Annotated in this window: 15 protein-coding genes, 1 other RNA gene and 2 pseudogenes; 5 read left to right on the forward strand and 13 right to left on the reverse strand. The window is 54.7% G+C overall.

The window, feature by feature from the left end:
• Positions 1–396: 396 nt before the first annotated feature.
• Complete coding sequence (locus RBB77_RS09955) at positions 397–720, reverse strand: DUF4430 domain-containing protein (protein WP_353066959.1); 324 nt, start codon at positions 718–720, stop codon at positions 397–399.
• A gap of 331 nt (positions 721–1,051) precedes the next feature.
• Between RBB77_RS09955 and RBB77_RS09960 the strand changes: the two genes are divergently transcribed.
• The 3 genes from RBB77_RS09960 to RBB77_RS09970 all read left to right on the forward strand — a co-directional run bounded on the left by RBB77_RS09960 (position 1,052) and on the right by RBB77_RS09970 (position 4,387).
• Complete coding sequence (locus RBB77_RS09960; RefSeq protein ID WP_353066961.1) at positions 1,052–2,212, forward strand: mercuric reductase; 1,161 nt, start codon at positions 1,052–1,054, stop codon at positions 2,210–2,212.
• Complete coding sequence (locus RBB77_RS09965; protein ID WP_353066963.1) at positions 2,209–2,415, forward strand: hypothetical protein; 207 nt, start codon at positions 2,209–2,211, stop codon at positions 2,413–2,415. Before RBB77_RS09960 ends, RBB77_RS09965 begins: the two co-directional genes overlap by 4 nt.
• 328 nt (positions 2,416–2,743) lie before the next feature.
• On the forward strand, positions 2,744–4,387 hold the full coding sequence (locus RBB77_RS09970) for a hypothetical protein (protein WP_353066965.1): 1,644 nt from the start codon (positions 2,744–2,746) through the stop codon (positions 4,385–4,387).
• A gap of 568 nt (positions 4,388–4,955) precedes the next feature.
• Here RBB77_RS09970 and RBB77_RS09975 read toward each other — a convergent pair.
• A complete protein-coding gene (locus RBB77_RS09975; RefSeq protein WP_353066967.1) occupies positions 4,956–5,171 on the reverse strand; it encodes a hypothetical protein in 216 nt (71 codons plus the stop codon).
• Between the two features lie 159 nt (positions 5,172–5,330).
• Here RBB77_RS09975 and RBB77_RS09980 point away from each other — a divergent pair, with 159 nt between their 5' ends.
• A complete protein-coding gene (locus RBB77_RS09980) occupies positions 5,331–5,546 on the forward strand; it encodes a helix-turn-helix domain-containing protein (protein ID WP_353066969.1) in 216 nt (71 codons plus the stop codon).
• 107 nt (positions 5,547–5,653) lie between these two features.
• On the opposite strand, the pseudogene RBB77_RS09985 reads toward RBB77_RS09980, so the two are convergent.
• The 9 genes and pseudogenes from RBB77_RS09985 to RBB77_RS10025 all read right to left on the reverse strand — a co-directional run.
• A pseudogene (locus RBB77_RS09985) lies at positions 5,654–6,013 on the reverse strand (LysR substrate-binding domain-containing protein); the annotation flags it as partial.
• Positions 5,950–6,288 (reverse strand): LysR family transcriptional regulator substrate-binding protein, encoded by a 339-nt coding sequence (locus RBB77_RS09990; protein WP_353067607.1) that lies wholly within the window; start codon positions 6,286–6,288, stop codon positions 5,950–5,952. The gene RBB77_RS09990 and the pseudogene RBB77_RS09985, both read right to left, overlap by 64 nt.
• Positions 6,213–6,578: pseudogene (locus tag RBB77_RS09995) on the reverse strand (LysR family transcriptional regulator); the annotation flags it as partial. The pseudogene RBB77_RS09995 and the gene RBB77_RS09990, both read right to left, overlap by 76 nt.
• Positions 6,579–7,140: 562 nt before the next feature.
• A complete protein-coding gene (locus RBB77_RS10000; protein WP_353066972.1) occupies positions 7,141–8,259 on the reverse strand; it encodes a tyrosine-type recombinase/integrase in 1,119 nt (372 codons plus the stop codon).
• 162 nt (positions 8,260–8,421) lie between these two features.
• Positions 8,422–8,775, reverse strand: a transfer-messenger RNA (tmRNA) gene (gene ssrA, locus RBB77_RS10005).
• Between the two features lie 73 nt (positions 8,776–8,848).
• Positions 8,849–9,268, reverse strand: a complete 420-nt coding sequence (locus RBB77_RS10010; protein ID WP_353066974.1) for an EamA family transporter — start codon at positions 9,266–9,268, stop codon at positions 8,849–8,851.
• A 51-nt stretch (positions 9,269–9,319) separates the two neighbouring features.
• On the reverse strand, positions 9,320–9,757 hold the full coding sequence (locus RBB77_RS10015; RefSeq protein ID WP_353066976.1) for a CYCXC family (seleno)protein: 438 nt from the start codon (positions 9,755–9,757) through the stop codon (positions 9,320–9,322).
• Positions 9,758–10,676: 919 nt separating this feature from the next.
• Positions 10,677–10,967 (reverse strand): 4a-hydroxytetrahydrobiopterin dehydratase, encoded by a 291-nt coding sequence (locus RBB77_RS10020; RefSeq protein ID WP_353066978.1) that lies wholly within the window; start codon positions 10,965–10,967, stop codon positions 10,677–10,679.
• A gap of 836 nt (positions 10,968–11,803) precedes the next feature.
• Positions 11,804–12,940 (reverse strand): HD domain-containing phosphohydrolase, encoded by a 1,137-nt coding sequence (locus RBB77_RS10025; protein ID WP_353066980.1) that lies wholly within the window; start codon positions 12,938–12,940, stop codon positions 11,804–11,806.
• 387 nt (positions 12,941–13,327) lie between these two features.
• Here RBB77_RS10025 and RBB77_RS10030 point away from each other — a divergent pair, with 387 nt between their 5' ends.
• Positions 13,328–13,852 (forward strand): DinB family protein, encoded by a 525-nt coding sequence (locus RBB77_RS10030; protein ID WP_353066982.1) that lies wholly within the window; start codon positions 13,328–13,330, stop codon positions 13,850–13,852.
• A gap of 18 nt (positions 13,853–13,870) precedes the next feature.
• On the opposite strand, the gene RBB77_RS10035 is transcribed toward RBB77_RS10030, so the two are convergent.
• Positions 13,871–14,392, reverse strand: coding sequence for a GNAT family N-acetyltransferase (locus tag RBB77_RS10035; RefSeq protein WP_353066984.1), 522 nt, complete (start codon positions 14,390–14,392; stop codon positions 13,871–13,873).
• 73 nt (positions 14,393–14,465) lie between these two features.
• Entirely contained in the window at positions 14,466–15,881 is a 1,416-nt protein-coding gene (gene glmU / locus RBB77_RS10040) for a bifunctional UDP-N-acetylglucosamine diphosphorylase/glucosamine-1-phosphate N-acetyltransferase GlmU (protein ID WP_353066986.1), read from the reverse strand.
• Positions 15,882–15,887: the final 6 nt, after the last annotated feature.

Genomic DNA, 15,887 nt, shown 5'->3' on the forward strand with positions numbered 1-15,887 from the left:
AGTGCTGCACACCGAACGCCGCGCCGTTATGATCGAGACCTTTGTCGAGTTCTTACTACGCATAACACTCTACGTTTCTGCCGATTCCGCTCAGGACATGTCGGCAATTCTGTATATGACCTCAATCAACCAAAGGGGCAGAAGAAATGCGCCAACGCGAGGCCAGGGAGATGTATCGTGGCTTTCTCATTGCGGCCACTCTATTCGCACTCCAAGGTCAAGCGAGAATTGTGAAGAAAGTTTCGGAATGTGACAACAACAACATCATCTATCGATTCGAGGAAGCCTGTGAGCTAAAGTGGGAGCCGTATCGTCCCACATCAAGCCTTAGATCGCGGGAAGATTCTTTGTCTTTAGCGTTACCTGATGGCTTGCTTCCGCCGCTCCGACATAGCGTCACTCCAGCACAGCACTCGTGATTATTTCGTCTTCGCTAATGATCGTCTCGCTGACGCCAACACTCGATTCCTCTCCATCGACATAGAGCATCCAGAAGCGTCCTGCCGTAGGATCATCGTCATTGCCATCAATGCTATCGATAAAGGCTCCAAAGATGGAGCGATAGACAACTCGGAAGCTAAATGATTTTTCGTACATTGCTTCGCCGATAATCATCGCTTGAAGCGCCGTAATACCTGCAAACCACGGTATGTCGAGTAGTTGATGGGTCGGGTCCGGATCGGCCGGAGCCTTAAAGATCTTAATCGTCACTGTATTCATAGGTCTCCCATTCGTGGATGAGTTGAAACGAGGCCGCTGTCGTTCGCGGAACCAATGGAAGCGGCTGAGTTTCCCTCGCGACCGAATCGGATCGAATGATTGTCTCTCATTTTTTTCGGGTCATAGCTGCAGATAACTACAGGCTGTCGCCTATTGAAACCCGGTTCATTGGCCAATGTCGACATGGTAGGCTGCGTGAGATTGGGATGTCGAAGCGAGCAATAGGCTGGCTTCGACCATTCCAACTAGTGAAGATGAATCTGGTGTTTCGAGGTGCGTCTTTATCGTACCGACAATACCCGGACGTGTTTCTGGTGAGGATGAGGTTCGTATGGAGCATTTATTTGACGCAGTAATCGTGGGAGCCGGCCAGGCCGCGTCGCTTGCTGGGAAGCTGACCAAGGCCGGTTGGACTGTCGCTCTGGTCGAAAAGAAGTGGCTCGGCGGAAACTGTGTCAATGTCGGTTGCACGCCTACAAAAGCCATGGTCGCTAGCGCGAAAGCAGCCTATATCGCTTCTCACGCTGATGACTTCGGTGTACTCAGCGACGGAGGTGTTCGTTTAGACCTCAAAAAGGTCAAGGCACGAAAAGACGCGATCGTCCTCAATTTTCGAGCGAAGAATGAAGCAGCGGTTGCGAGTATGGATGGTTGCACACTGTTTCATGGCATAGGGCGTTTTGAAGCGGTTGACCGGTTGCGAGTCGGGGACGACGTGCTTTGCTCGAGGCATTTCTTTCTAAATGTGGGAGCCCGTCCCAGAATCCCCACGATGCCCGGAACTGAGGATGTTCCATTCTTAACGAGTACGACCATTCTCGATCTCGAGGTGCTTCCCGAACACCTCATCGTGATAGGTGGCAGTTATGTGGGCCTCGAGTTCGCGCAGATGTTCCGCCGCTTTGGATCGAAGGTAACTGTTGTTGAAAAAGGGGCAACGCTCCTGGGGCATGAAGATGCCGATGTTTGCGCAGGCATAACCGAAATCCTTCAAGCTGAAGAGATTGCTCTTCGCTTTCATGCAGAGTGCCTTGCTCTTGAGCGCGGACCATCGGGCGTCATTGTTCGTGTTGGATGTAAGCATGGCAGCCCAGAAATCCACGGATCTCATGTTCTTCTGGCTGTGGGACGCGATCCAAACACCGACGATCTCGGTTTGGAACATGCGGGACTATCCGTGAACAGCCAAGGGTTTGTCGAGGTAGATGACCAGCTTCGGACCCCGGTCGGAGGAATATGGGCTTTGGGAGATTGCAATGGCCGCGGCGGGTTTACGCATACCTCCTACAACGACGCTGATGTCGTCGCCGCAGACCTGATTGATGGCGACTCTCGACGCGTCACAGATCGTATTCCAATTCATGCTCTCTACATCGATCCTCCGCTAGCGCAAGTGGGGATGAACGAGCGACAGGTTCGCGAACGGGGCAGGCTCGGCAGATGTCAACCATCGGGAGGGCGATCGAGAAAGGCGAAACTCATGGTTTCATGAAAGTTCTGGTAGACGCAGAGACCCAGGAGATTCTTGGAGGCACTATTCTGGGCGTCGGTGGCGATGAGGCGATCCATTGCATCGCGACGGCGATGTACGCACGTCAATCAGCCTCTCTACTCGCGCGTTCGGTTCACATCCATCCCACGGTGGCAGAACTGATCCCGACAGTCTTCCAGACTCTACAGCCGTTGGCTCCTTAAGTCGGATTGGAGTCGGGGAGCATCTGGCTTGCAGATGATGGTAAGAATATTGTTCGGACGATTACCTCCAACTGGCACACCTTTAGACATATGGACGCGGTCACAATGATTCCAAGGCCCGAACATGACCACTGACTTCGATTGCAGGGCAGTTCAAGCGGAGGGCCCTATATTAGGACGACTGTTTTGAAACCGCATTTCGAACTGCAGTTTTCTATAGGCAATTCGATCCGACTTGCTCGTAGACTGACCACACGTCGTGGCGATATGCAGAGCCTGCTTCCGCTATGCGCCGAAAATCGTCTAAAGCCCGTGAAGCGTATTCCTAATGAAGTGGATGTTTCTTGAAAGACTACTAACCGTCTGGCTGGTAATCGGTGTGTGCACTGCAGCGAAGGCCCAGCATGTGATGCAGATGCCGACAGGTACTCCAGCTAGCCCTTCAAACGATCCGCATCTAACGACTCCTATTGCAAACCTGGGCGACGGAGGTATCGACGCGGAGAGTGCACTCCCAGCTGCCCGAATAGCGTTCGACAATGGTGTGAAGCTTGATAACTCCTTTTCGCAGGAAGAGGCGCTTCGCGCTTTCATGCTGGCCGAACATTTGGATCCGCATTGCGCTATGTGTTACTGGGGCGAAGCGTCGTCACTAGCTCCTACCATCAACTACACCGTCCCTCGACAAGCGGCCGTCCGAGCGGTGGAAGCCCTATCGCATGCTGAATCGATCACTGATGGCCTTTCACCCAAGGCGAAAGGGATCATTGCTGGAGAACGCCAACGATACCTGCTCCGCGACGGGAATTGGGTTGTCGATGATGAAGCTGAGGCGAGGGCTACGGATGCTCTCGCGGAAAGGTTCCCAAACGATGATGCTCTTCAGGTAAGCGCCGCCAACGCTCAGATGATTGCAGCGGAGAACGGCATGCCGGGCTCCGCCTCCGCAACGGACCCACATCTGGCGAGAGCGCAGGTGCGTCTCGAAACAGTGCTGCGTCGTAACTCTACATACACACCTGCGATCCACCTCTACCTGCACCTGACGGAATGGCAGGGCCGTCCCGCCGCATCCCTGCCGTATGCACAACGGCTTGCCGCTCTTGCACCCAAATCGGGGCACTTGCTGCACATGGCGAGTCACATCGATTACCACACGGGCAACTATGAAGCCGCAGCGCAAGCCAACATGGCCGCAGTTGCTGCAGACATAGAGTACGTTGAAAAGATGCAGCCTCCAGGAGGCATGAACGCCCTCCCGATGCATCAACACAATCTTCTGTTTGGACTTGTGGCGTCGCTCATTAGCGGCGACAAAGACCTGGCCCTGAAGTTTGCGAATGAAATGCAACGCTCCTCTCCACGCGAGAGCTTAGCTTTTGCTGAGTCTTATTTTGCCTTCGGTCGCTTTGCCCCTACGGCCGATGTTTTAAACCTCAAGGCACCTACGGCTTCTTTGGCAAGTGCCTTTTATCACTTCGCCCGCGGAGAAGCGCTGATCCGTGACAACGACAGCCATGGGGCGCTTCAGGAAGCTGAAATTATAGAGAACATAAAGAAAACCGGCTCGTTCGAACACACCGATCCGCAGGTCGTTTCTATGTTGACGGTTGCCCTCCACATGCTGAGCGGACGCGCTGCAATGGTCCGGAAAGATTATGCAACCGCAGTAAAGGAGTACAGCTTCGCTTCGAGCTTTGAGGCAGAGCACGACGGCTATCGTGATCCTCAGATCTGGCCATGGCCCCCGAGGCGAAGCCTGGCGGAAGCGCTTCTGCTCCAAGGAAATCCTCTCGGGGCGCGAAAAGAAATCGAAACGACGCTTCAGGCCGTTCCAGACGACCCTATCAGTGGGACCGTGCTCGGAGCTATCGAGGAAAAGATGCAGGATCACCCATCCTCGAGCATTCCCGAACACGCTGGAAAGATTTGGCTTGGCCCAACGGATTCGTTGAAACCGGCGATGATCTGATCGGGTCCTTATCTTTCTCAGGGCGTGATTATGTCGTTCAAATGGCACAGGGCTTGGTCTGCAAGAACGCTCGTTCTAGCGTGCAACAGTCTGCTTCTTTGGTGAATGAATTCCGCTTCTAAACAGTTGAACGCTCCCACCAAATGCCGAAGAATACCGGCTATACAGCGAAGTGATTGATGCCAATTGAAGACCTCAATGAGTGATAAATCGCCGAGTTACTCATCGAGAATGGCTGTCGTCTCAATGAGTGCCTTATGACTCACCTTTCTTAGATAGGGGATTCATTGAACGGGGTTATCGCCGGAAAGGCTGCTGGATGTTTGTCGTCGGCATTGCGACCTCCCTCAGCGAAAACTTGATTCTGAGCAGCGGAGCGGATTGTGTCATTCACAGATTCCAACAGCTGAGGCGATTGCTTGGCGGCCGGGCCTCATTTGCATTCCGATCACGATGACAACAGAGAAGCGACTGAAGTCGCTCGTGGATGGAACGAAGTCGAGTCGTCTAGGAGAATTTATCGCGAAGTACTCGTCACCGCCGGCGGTCATCTTCTCAGGATGCGATGTTATTCGCCGACCTTGAACTCGCGGATGATCTCTGGTTCTCCGACGCCCCCGCGATATGCGGAGGCCACCGAGGAGACCCTACTGCAGCAGGAATATGAGAAAGAAGTGCCGTCTGTAAACTCGAGAGAAAGTTCCTGTTCTTCATCAGAATGGCGCGTGATTTTCACGGTGGCGATGACCTTCTTCGCCAACTCGGGGATTTCGAATTCGTCCACGGTTTGTTTCCTTCAGCTCGCACCGTAGCTCCTCGTGGCGGTTAAGAGCTTAGGTTAGTGTTTTTCGCTGCCGTTTGGGGAGTCCATTCCTGGATTCCTTTGCAGTCAATGTTGTTCATGCGCAACATTGCATGTCAATCCTAGCTTGACCCTTGGAGAGTGGCAAATGATATCTGCGTCAAATTCGGCCGTCGCCTTTGGGAGTTGCGCGAAGAGCGAGGCTGGAACCAAAAATATTTGGCGGAGATCTCAGGCATCGGACGCACACATATCTCCCAACTTGAGAACGGACGGCGGGAGGCGGGCCTTCGGATGCTGGAGACTCTCGCCGACGCCTTTAAGCTTCGGTTGGCCGACTTGCTAGAGGGAGTCTAGGCATCCGGGCTCGTATCTGCCATCAGGAACTTCCCTTCCGCAAATGGTGGGTCTAAGGAAAGAGGCGAGAACAGGTGTAACAGCTAACTCGCAACCACTCGATCCAACTAACATGACCTTCCATGCCAGGTTGGTCCCGAAACTCTTTTCAGAGGTTGCGAGATTTCAACTCTTTGTGGAGATTTCTTGATTTGTGTGAGACGTCGCATGAAGGCTCGAACGAACTCGCTAAGCAATTTCGAACGGTTATCGGCTCTGGTGGCGAGACACACCGTAAGAGCAAGCTCCTTGTCTTCCAATGGCCGAACGATCGCGCCGCGTTCCGCGATTCGTTGCGCGCCTGCCATGCTTAAAAAAGCGATGCCTAGATTCTCTGATACCAACTGCGCGGCATCCTCCGCAGTCAACACCTTTTGTCCACTACGAAAGACAATTTCTTCCTCCGCTGCCCGCCGCAGGATAGCGTCGTCATGTCGGGATGAGCCTTCCTCTCAAAGAGAATCCATCTTTCGTCGCTTAGGTCTGATAGAGTCACGCTTCCTTTAGACGCCAATGAACTAGTCTCTGGCAGCACGACATATAGGGGCGACTCGCTGACCTTTGTCGTAATTAGCTTCCGGTTTGCGCCGGGGTTCGCGACGAGCGCAAGATCCAATTTCGAGAATGTCAGATCATGAATGAGGTCTGGCGTGAAATCGCTACGCAGGTGAACATTGAGATTCGGGTAAAGTGGCAGATGAATCGAGAGAGAAGCGCGGACGTCAAGAACGGATCCGTGTAAGGAGACCGTCCGATAGTAAGAACCGATTCGACGCCTTCCGTGGCAGCTTTCGCTACTTCTATTGCTTTCTCATCGTGCATAAGAGAAAGCTTCGCTTCCTCCACGAAGACCCGGCCTGCTTCTGTCAAGTTGACGTTCGCATGGTCACGCTCGAAAAGCTTGATTCGGTATCTATTCTCAAGGGATGCGACCCGGCGACTGAGGCCCGGTTGAGTAATCCCAAGGCGCTTGCTGCACGCGTGAAATTCAGTTCCTCGGACAAGGTGACGATTGCGACCAGTAAGCGAACCTCAATGAGTCTCTGCATTGGCTCGCCCTCCTTATGAGGGGAAACGACGTCCGCCTGAGTGGCCATCCAACTTACCTGGCTCGAGCCACTATCCAATAACTAGAGACTTTCCAGAAAGAATTGGTTGCCAGTACCGATGCGACTAAACCCACTTTGATAGCCCTGATATGCGCCGCAGTCATCACGTTGGGTGCGAGAGTCATTGGACAGCAGTGGCTTGCCCCGGAAATTTTGTTAGTCACGGAGCCGTGATGCCTCGGAAAAGCGACGTGACCGAAACCGTTCAGAAGAAACCAGTTCAAACGAAGGACTGCACTCGATCGCTCTGGAACCTCACTACTCTGTTCCGCAAGTCGCCGCCATGTGGCATGTCAGCGAGAAGACTGTCCGGCGTCTCTTCGACGGAGAGACAGGTGTACTTCGCTGGGGCAGCAGCGAGACAGCCCGGAAACGGGGATATCAAAACCTTCGCATTCCACAAAGTGTTTTGATCCGTCTTCATCATCGCCGCCAAACGGCTTGAACTAAGCCCGCATCAACACGAGCTTCGCTTTGCCCCGCTTCGGCGGTTGTGGGGGAATCACTCCTAACGAGCCCCACGCGTTACGAACGCTGGCTGCCAGCTGGTCCTGACGCGCCTTGACCCACGGTGAGTAATGCTTCTCGGTGATCTTGACACTGGCATGTCCGAGAAGCATCGAGACCTGATCGATAGGCACTCCGGCAAGTAGCATTTCCACAGCGAAGGTATCTCGTAGCATGTGCGGAAAGCAGCGTTTGGCTGACCCGTCCGGTTTCTCCAGTCCAGCCAATTTGAAGACCCTTCTGAAGCTACGTTGCCAGTCTGCAACTGCGCTCTTTGGTAGCCCGTTGCCGCTCCAGAAAAAATAGCGCGGATTTGGCTTGACGCCATCAGGGAGAGTGCGAAGTGCATCCGCCACCTGAGGGGGAAGGGGCACGTAGACCGGAGTTCCGGTCTTTGCCTGATATAGCAAAAGATTGTCGTTGATGAGCCGAGTTCGTTCTAGCGTGACTGCATCGCGAATGCGTAGCCCGCTCCAGCGCATCAGCATGATGAGTGCCCGAATGCGAGTGCCATTATTCCCGCCGATGGTCTCACCGCGACCCTCACGGTAAAGGAACGTCGCGTCGAGCAACTTCTCGTATTCGTCACGTGTGAAATAGTCCGTGGGCGCCTGTGTGACCGAGATTCTACCCAATCGATCAGTTGGGTTTGCGGTCAACCATCCGGCACGGATACAAAACCAGAAGAAACCTGTCAGGCGCTCTTGCTTCTTCTTTTTAGCGAGACCGCCGTCGGTCCAAGAAGCCCTGAAGGATTGGGCTGCCCTCAGATCAAATTCTTTAAGCAGTTTGTACCCTTCGGCCCTGCACCAAGTTAAGAACTGCTTTCGAAGTTGGATCTCCAACTTATAGAGAGTCGCATCCGCAAGTTCGCGCGCCTTGGCATCCGCTAGGTATTCCGTGACAGCCTGAATGATGGTGATGGGCTCGTCTTTCGGCGTTGTTTCTGACGTCGCGGTATCTTCGATGGAACGTGCCAGAGCAGCCGCGCGATCCCAACTCTTCGATTTTAGACTTTTTCTGGAATACGTACCCTCTACCGTGCCCTCAGCCCACATCGGGCAGGCGCATCGTTTCTAGTACCTATCTGCGACTTTCGGACAACCGGGACTATGGCGACGATAGATGGTCAACATGACATCATCGTACATTCGTCGTGCAGTTATCGTACAGTCCCTATTTGATCCGACGTATGTTTTTCAAAAAAATACACTTGAAAATGGTGGAGGCGGTGGGAGTCGAACCCACGTCCGAAAAAACTTCCAACAGAGAGCTTTCATGCTTTTTCCAGTTCATCTTTGTCTCGTCATCGGCGCTTAGAACGGACGAAGATGCGACGACGACCAGCCTGATTGATCTCGTCCGACCCGCTCAGACGGAGCAGGGAAGACCAGCCTACTGTGCGACGATCGGTACAGGCCCGTAGGCGAAGCTTGAGCGATCGGCTACTTAATTAATTAAGCAGCAAGAGCGAACTGAGGTTCGGCACTTATAGTTTTGTGAGCGATTACGGGTGTCCACACCCCGGCATGCCTCTCTGCCACAAGCAATCCCGTCGAAGCCGTGACGCCCCCATCTGGAGCTGGCACCAACATTGCATTGGGCGCTACAAAGAACTACTCCAATTATAACTCTGCTGCTCGAGCGTCACGCGAAGGCCAGGATCACGGCGCCGATAGTGATGAGCGAGGCTCCACCTACCTTCAGCGGAGTCAGTTGTTCGCCGAGGAACAGCCACGCGCCGAGGATGACCAGCACCACACTGAGTTTGTCGACCGGCGCTACGCTCGAGGCGGGGCCCATTTGCAGCGCGCGGAAGTAGCATAGCCACGACAAGCCGGTGCAGATGCCTGAGAGCACAAGAAAGACCCAGCTGCGCCGACCGATCTGCGCGAGGGCGTGATGCTTCTCGAAGGCGATGGCGATCGCCCAGGTGAAGATCAGGATCACCGTCGTTCGGATAGCGGTCGCGAGATTCGAGTCGATTCCCGAGACTCCGACTTTGGCCAACAGTGCAGTTGCGGCGGCAAAGACTGCCGATAGAACGGCCCAAAAGATCCAAGTCATGGGTTCAAGGATACTCGGCCGAGAAATTTTCGACCGAAGATCGCAGAGGAGCTACATGGTTGCGTTTAAGAGGTCGACTTCCTGCCACTCGCCGCGTTCGATACCGGCGCGAATCTGTGCCGGGGTCTGTCCCTTTTTTGTTTGCTGATAAGCATAAACCGCTTCTCTCATGCAGGTGGAACAGGCAGCGCCGTGGGTGCCTTCGAAGCAGCTGTGCAGGCTGTTGTGGCGCATCTCGCGATCGCAGTGGCAGTAGCAGGGCTGCTGATGCAACACGGCAGGGATGGCGGCGGCCATCTTGTACGCGGTTACCTGATAGGGATGCGAGAAGTAGACTCCGGTTAGTTGGTTCCCGCTAAGCACCGGAGGAAGAGGCTTTGCCGGAGCAGATGCGTTGTAGGCCGGGATGTCTTCCGAGGGGTTCGACCACTGGGCGGAGGCCACCATGGTGACCAGACCTAACGCGATGCATCCGAGAATTCGCTTCATTATCGTATTCTAGATCAATCCCTTTCGATGGCGTATCTACTGCTTTTTCGTTACTCGGTCTCTCTTTCTTCTGACAACTGGGCGAGGTGAATTAGGTTTGTGGGCCGTGGGTCCTACCCCCTCCCCACTGGGGTATTTTGGGCGTAACTTGTTTGGTTTCTATACTTTGTAGACAGTGTATGCCTGCAAAATATTCTATTCAAAGGGTTTACGGCTAAAATATTGCATCTAAATGGTTTATGAGGTGCTTGACGACGGGCCTTCCTTTCGTGCAAGGAGATCCTGCGTGTCAGTATCAATTATAAAGATTTGGCGATAACTCATGCGCCAGGGCTATCTCTTTGTCTTGGTTCGGGTTGCGATGGTTTGGGACTTGACAGAAAATAGCCATTCTTCTCTGCGTTCGATCCCAGACTTGGCCAGCAGTGGAATTCGTCCGAAGCTGTCGCTTGGAAATGGCAGCAATAGACTCAAGGGCAACGCAGTCGCGTGTATTTGAGTTTTTTGTGTGGGGGAAGGCAAAAAAATGCGGCACGAACGGTGTTTTGATCGTGCCGGGAGGCCAGTGACGCAACTTGTGTCAGCCAAACTGCGATGATGCGGGCTGAAAAATCTCACGAGCGGAAGACTCACGCTTCGTTGAATTGAAGATACCACAATATGGAGGAAAAGAAAGAGAAATATGTTCAATCATAGAAATTTGATGATTTTGGGCACGTTTCCCAGAGACTCGATTTTTCACAAATCAAAATAAGGTCAATCTAATGAATGATTTGAAAAAATGACCGGTCTTTTCACTTATTTTCTACGCAAAACAGAGGATGTTGGAGAATTCCTATGAAATTACAGTTTTTTGCGGTTTGGAGGCTGATTTTCAGCAGTTCGGGATACTTTGGGGCTTGGTGCGCTGAACAAAAAGCTATGCAGTAGGGAACTCTTTGCTGAGTTTGCTGGCCATGGAGGCATCACGCTGGGTGATTCCTCCGGCATCGTGGGAGACCAGGCCGAGAACTACGTGGTTGTAGCGAATGTCGATATCGGGGTGGTGGCCGGCAGCCTCGGCAAGTGTGGCGACGCGGTTCACAAACTCCATCGCCTGAATGAAGTCCTTGAAAGTCCATTCGCGAATGAGCTTGCCGTCCTTGAGATTCCACTCGGGGTTGGATTTCAGAACGTCCTTGATCTCGTCCGCATCCATTGCTTTCTTCATTGAGACACCTCGCCCTGCGATGCTAGCTGCCTTTGTTTGTTCTGCGCAACTGACGAGAGCACTCGGGTAGTGGGGTCAGTTTGAAATTCCCAACATATTTCCGATTAGCCCGTTTCTCGTCAAAGTAGATTTCTTTTGGTCAAGCCATGTTTTGCTGGGAGACGCCTGTTATCGATCCGAATCTCGGCATTGAGGGAACTTCGTGACGCCAAACTTCTATACTTGTCCGACAATGGCTTTGAACAGACTTGGATTTGCTTTGTGTGCGCTCGCGACGGTGGTCTGCACGTTGTTGCATGTCGGAACTTTCGTTGCAACGCTGTCCCCATTCTGGGTTCTTCCTGCCTTTTTCTTTGTAGCTGGTGCGGTCTTGTGCGCGAGAGCGGTTCAAGCTAACACAAGATACGCAACGCCTGAGGGAAGGGTTGCCCTTGTCGGCTGGATATTGCTCGTATATGCCGTTCTCACATTTGTTTACTTCTACAAAATTACTGGGGGAGCATCGAGCGTTGCCATCGTCGATGGCCTATACGTCTCTATGTACAAGAGCCATGTGATCAAAACGATAACTGAGCACGAGTACAGAATGTTCCCCAATTTGTGGACCCGAGTCATGAGCGCGTGGATCGCTATGATGGCGGTTTTTTGTTCCACGTCATTCAAGCGCTCATCTAGGCAACCGTCGCGGTGTAATCATCTAGGTACGGACGTCTTTCCGGCCAAGGCAAACAGAAAATAGTCCATTTGTCTGAGATCAGACATGTGACCTTTCGGTGCTATCAATCTATTTGGGAAGCTGTTCCGGTCCCCTGCGAATTCAAACTGAGCCACTACTGTCAGTTGCTGCGGAACGGAGAGGGGGCGGCCGTTTGTGTTTCGGTAGCGGCGCGCAGGTCGGACCAGGTTTCCGGGGGGATGGAGAGAAAGACCTCGACGATCTGGGGGTCGAACTGCGTGCCGGAGCAATGGGTGATCTCGTCTCTGGCTTTGGCGAAGCTGGTTCCTTTGCGGTAGGGCCGGTCGGAGGTCATGGCATCGAGCGTGTCTGCGATGGCGAAGATGCGCGCGCCGAGCGGAATCTCTTCGCCACGCAGGCCGCGTGGATAGCCTTTTCCATCGAACTGCTCCTGATGGGCATAGACGATCTCGGCGGCATCGCGGAGGAAGGAGATCTTGCGAACCATCTCGTAGCCTCGCTCGCAGTGCTCCTTCATGATGGCCATCTCTTCGGGGGTGAGTCTGCCGGGTTTGAGAAGGATGGCGTCGGGCGTAGCGATCTTGCCGATGTCGTGGAGGAAGGCTCCACGTGCGATGACGCGCAGCTCTTCGGAGTTGAGCCCCATGGCCTGAGCGAGGGCGTTGGTGTACGCGGTGACGCGGCGTGAGTGGCCTTCGGTCTCCTGGTCGCGCAGGTCGAGTGCATCGCCCATGGCTTCGAGGGTGATGTCGTAGCTGCGTTCGAGGTCGAGCATGGTGGAGCGGAGGCGGCCGGTTCTGGTGTTGACGATGGCTTCGAGGTTATGCCGGTAGGTGGAGTTCTGTTTGCGGAGGCGACCGTGCTCGATCGCTCTGAGGACGACGCTTTCGAGCTCGGTGCGCTCGAAGGGCTTGAGGAGATAGTCGATGGCGCCGCGTCGGAAGGCGCTGGTGACGACGTAGATGTCGTTGATGGCGGAGAACATGACGACGGGGATGCCGGGGTGGTCGGTGCAGAGGTGGTCGAGGAAGGTGAGTCCGTCGGTGCCGGGCATCATGATGTCGGAGAGGACGAGGTCGTAGTCGGGGTCCTGCTGGAGGCGAGTGAGTGCGTCTTCGGCGCTTGCGGCGGTGTTGACGGTGTATCCGCTGCTGGTGAGAAGGGCTGCTGCGACTGCTCTCACGGGTTCTTCGTCGTCGACTATCAGGATTCGTTCCTGCGGCATGAATAGATACTTTCGCGGAGTGACGGTGTGATGTAGCTGGCTAAATGCCAATGGCTTATACGTCTTTATCGGCGGTTCAGGCGGAGGAATCAGGTGCTTGGTTGAGAAAAAATTCGTATATGGATTCAGAGCGTTCTGTTTGCGGTTTTGCTGCAGTTTTTAAGGGGGGTCATGGGAAAACGCTTGGTTTTGTTGTGGTGAGTTGATGGTGAGATCGTGGTGGTTTGCGTGGTGGACATGGTTTTTCGGGAGCGCTTTAAAGAACGCAAAAGAATGTGCCATGGATTTCGACTTTTTTTTGTGTTTTTCAAAATAGGATTTTGACAGACGGTGTAGGCGGATGTAGTTTGGCGCCATTGGTCCGTGGCGCTCTTTCGAATCGGTAGAGAGCGGGATTCGAAGGATGAGACGTCGGCTTGGGACGATTCGGAGGGATTGATGAAGACGCTACTGCTTCTCCTTGTGATGTGCACCACTTCTCTTCACGCACAAATGGAAGGACTGTGGGAAGGCTACGACGGAGAGTGGGCTCATGTGTCCAAGCAGTTGGTGGAGCTTGCGGAGGCTACGCCGGCGGATAAGTTCGCGTGGCGTCCTGCGCCGGGGGTGAGGTCAGTCAGCGAAGTCTATATGCATATCGCTCAGGCAAATTTTTATCTGCTCAGCGTTACTGGCCCTCCTATGCCGCCGGAGATGATGTCCGATGATGCTGAGAAGATTGTGACCAAGAAGGCGGATGTGATTGCGTGGTTGAAGCGGTCGTTAGAGGCGGTGAAGACGGCGCGTGCTCAGTTAAAGCCGGGGGAGCTTCAGCGGAAGGTGAAGATTGAGGGTAAGGAGGTCACGGTGGATGGGATGTATCTGAGGATCATTGTTCACGACAACGAACATATGGGGCAGCAGATTGCTTATGCGCGGATGATGGGCGTGGTGCCGCCGTGGTCGGCGCCTGCTCATAAGTGAGATTTGTCGTTGCGTATTTCAGCGGCGATATTGTTCTGGCTTGAGGCGGTAGAACGGATGCATGAGTTCCTGTGCGCCCCAGGGCTCCTCGTGGGAAAAGGTATAGCCGAGCCGCTCCAAAAGATCCTTTGAGGATATGTTCCTGGGACCGTGGCCTGCGGTTAGCTCCAGGGCGCCCAGTGTTCCAAAGGCGTACTCAATGACGGTGCGTGCCGCCTCTTCTCCAAAGCGGCCGCCCCAGAATTTTGGCGCGATGTGCACGCCTAATTCATAGACGCGGTGCTCGTCGTGAAATGGTCTTAGACCGGCGCAGCCTACGTGCTCTCCGCTGACGAGATGGAAGATGGGCCAGTAACTGATGCCGAGAGCAGTCTGCCTTGTACGTTCCACTTCCAGTCGCGCGTTTGCTTGCTCGGCCGTCATGGGGCCGCCCATGTGAGTCATTACTCCAGGATTCATCCAAAGTGATTCGGCGAGAGGCAAGTCAGCGGCAGTCCAATGGCGGAACCCGAGACGTGACGAAGAAAGGAAGTAATCCATGACGAAGGATATCAACCATTGGAAGGCAGATGTGCGCGTGGCTGGGCTCGCTGTTGCGGCTCGTTGGTGTGCATCAGGCTTTTTGTTTGGCGGCTTTGCGTGCGGCGACCCAGCCGGGTTTGTTGGTTTGGCGACTGCGGCCAAGGGCTAGTGCTCCGTCGGGGACGTCTTCGGTGATGCTGCTGCCGGCGGCGATGTAGGAACCGGCTCCGATGTTGATGGGGGCGACGAGATTGGAGTCTGAGCCGACGAAGGCGCCGTCGCCGATGGTGGTGCGGTGTTTGAGGACGCCGTCGTAGTTGCAGGTGATGGTGCCGGCGCCGATGTTGACGCCTGCGCCGATGACGGCGTCGCCGAGATAGCTGAGGTGGTTGGCCTTCGAACCTTTGCCTATGGTGGTTTTCTTGGTTTCGACGAAGTTGCCGATGTGGGCTCCTTCGCCGATGTGGCTCTCGGGACGGAGGCGCGCGTAGGGGCCGAGGATTGCGTTGTCGGCGACTGAGGAGTCGTCGAAGACGCAGCCATTGAGGACGGTGACGTTGTTGCCAATGGTGCAGTTCTGGATGACGGAGTAGGAGCGGATGCGGGAGTCGCTGCCGATGTTTGTGGAGCCGAGGAGTTGAACGTAGGGCTCGATGACGGTGTCGGGGCCGATGGTGACGGCGGAGTCGATGACGCAGGTTTCGGGGCGGAAGATGGTGACGCCGGCGGCCATGAGGTTGCGTGCGGTGGCGAGGCGCATGGCAGCGTCGAGGTGCATCATCTCGGCGATGGTGTTGGCTCCGAGAACCTCGTCGACGTTGTTGGCTTTGACGGCGACGACGCGTTTGCGTTCGGCGACGAGCATGGCGGCGATGTCGGTGAGGTAGAACTCTCCGTGGGCGTTGTTGGTGTTGAGGGCGTCGAGTTTGCTGAAGAGGGCCTGGGTTTCGAAGCAGTAGATGCCGGAGTTGATCTCGGGTGCGCTGAGCTGGTCGGGGGTGAGGGCCTTTTGTTCGACGATGGCGGTGACTTCGGGTTTGTTGGGGTTGGCGCGGAGGACGCGGCCGTAGCCAGTGGGGTCGGTGGGGACGGCGGTGAGGATGGTCATGGCGGCGTGCTCGCGGAGATGAGTGTCGCGGACGGCGGCGATGGTTTCGGGACGGATGAGGGGGACGTCGCCGGAGAGGACGAGGAGATGTTTGGGGAGGGGAGCGCCGGAGAGCTCGAAATCGGCTTTGAGCATCTGCATGGCGTGGCCGGTGCCGCGCTGCTCGGGCTGGAGGACGAACTTGACTCCGGTGGCGGCGACGGCGGCTTTTACTCGTTCGGATTCGTGGCCGATGATGCAGTAGATGTGGTCGGGGGTGACTGCGGTTTCAGCGGCGGCGATGACGTAGAGGAGGAGGGCGCGACCGCCGATCTCGTGAAGAACTTTGGGGTGCTTGCTTTTGAGGCGGGTGCCTTTTCCTGCGGCCATGATGGCGATGGCGAATTCGTTAGAGACCATAGAAGT

The sequence above is a fragment of the Tunturibacter psychrotolerans genome, from assembly GCF_040359615.1.
Lineage (GTDB): Bacteria > Acidobacteriota > Terriglobia > Terriglobales > Acidobacteriaceae > Edaphobacter > Edaphobacter psychrotolerans.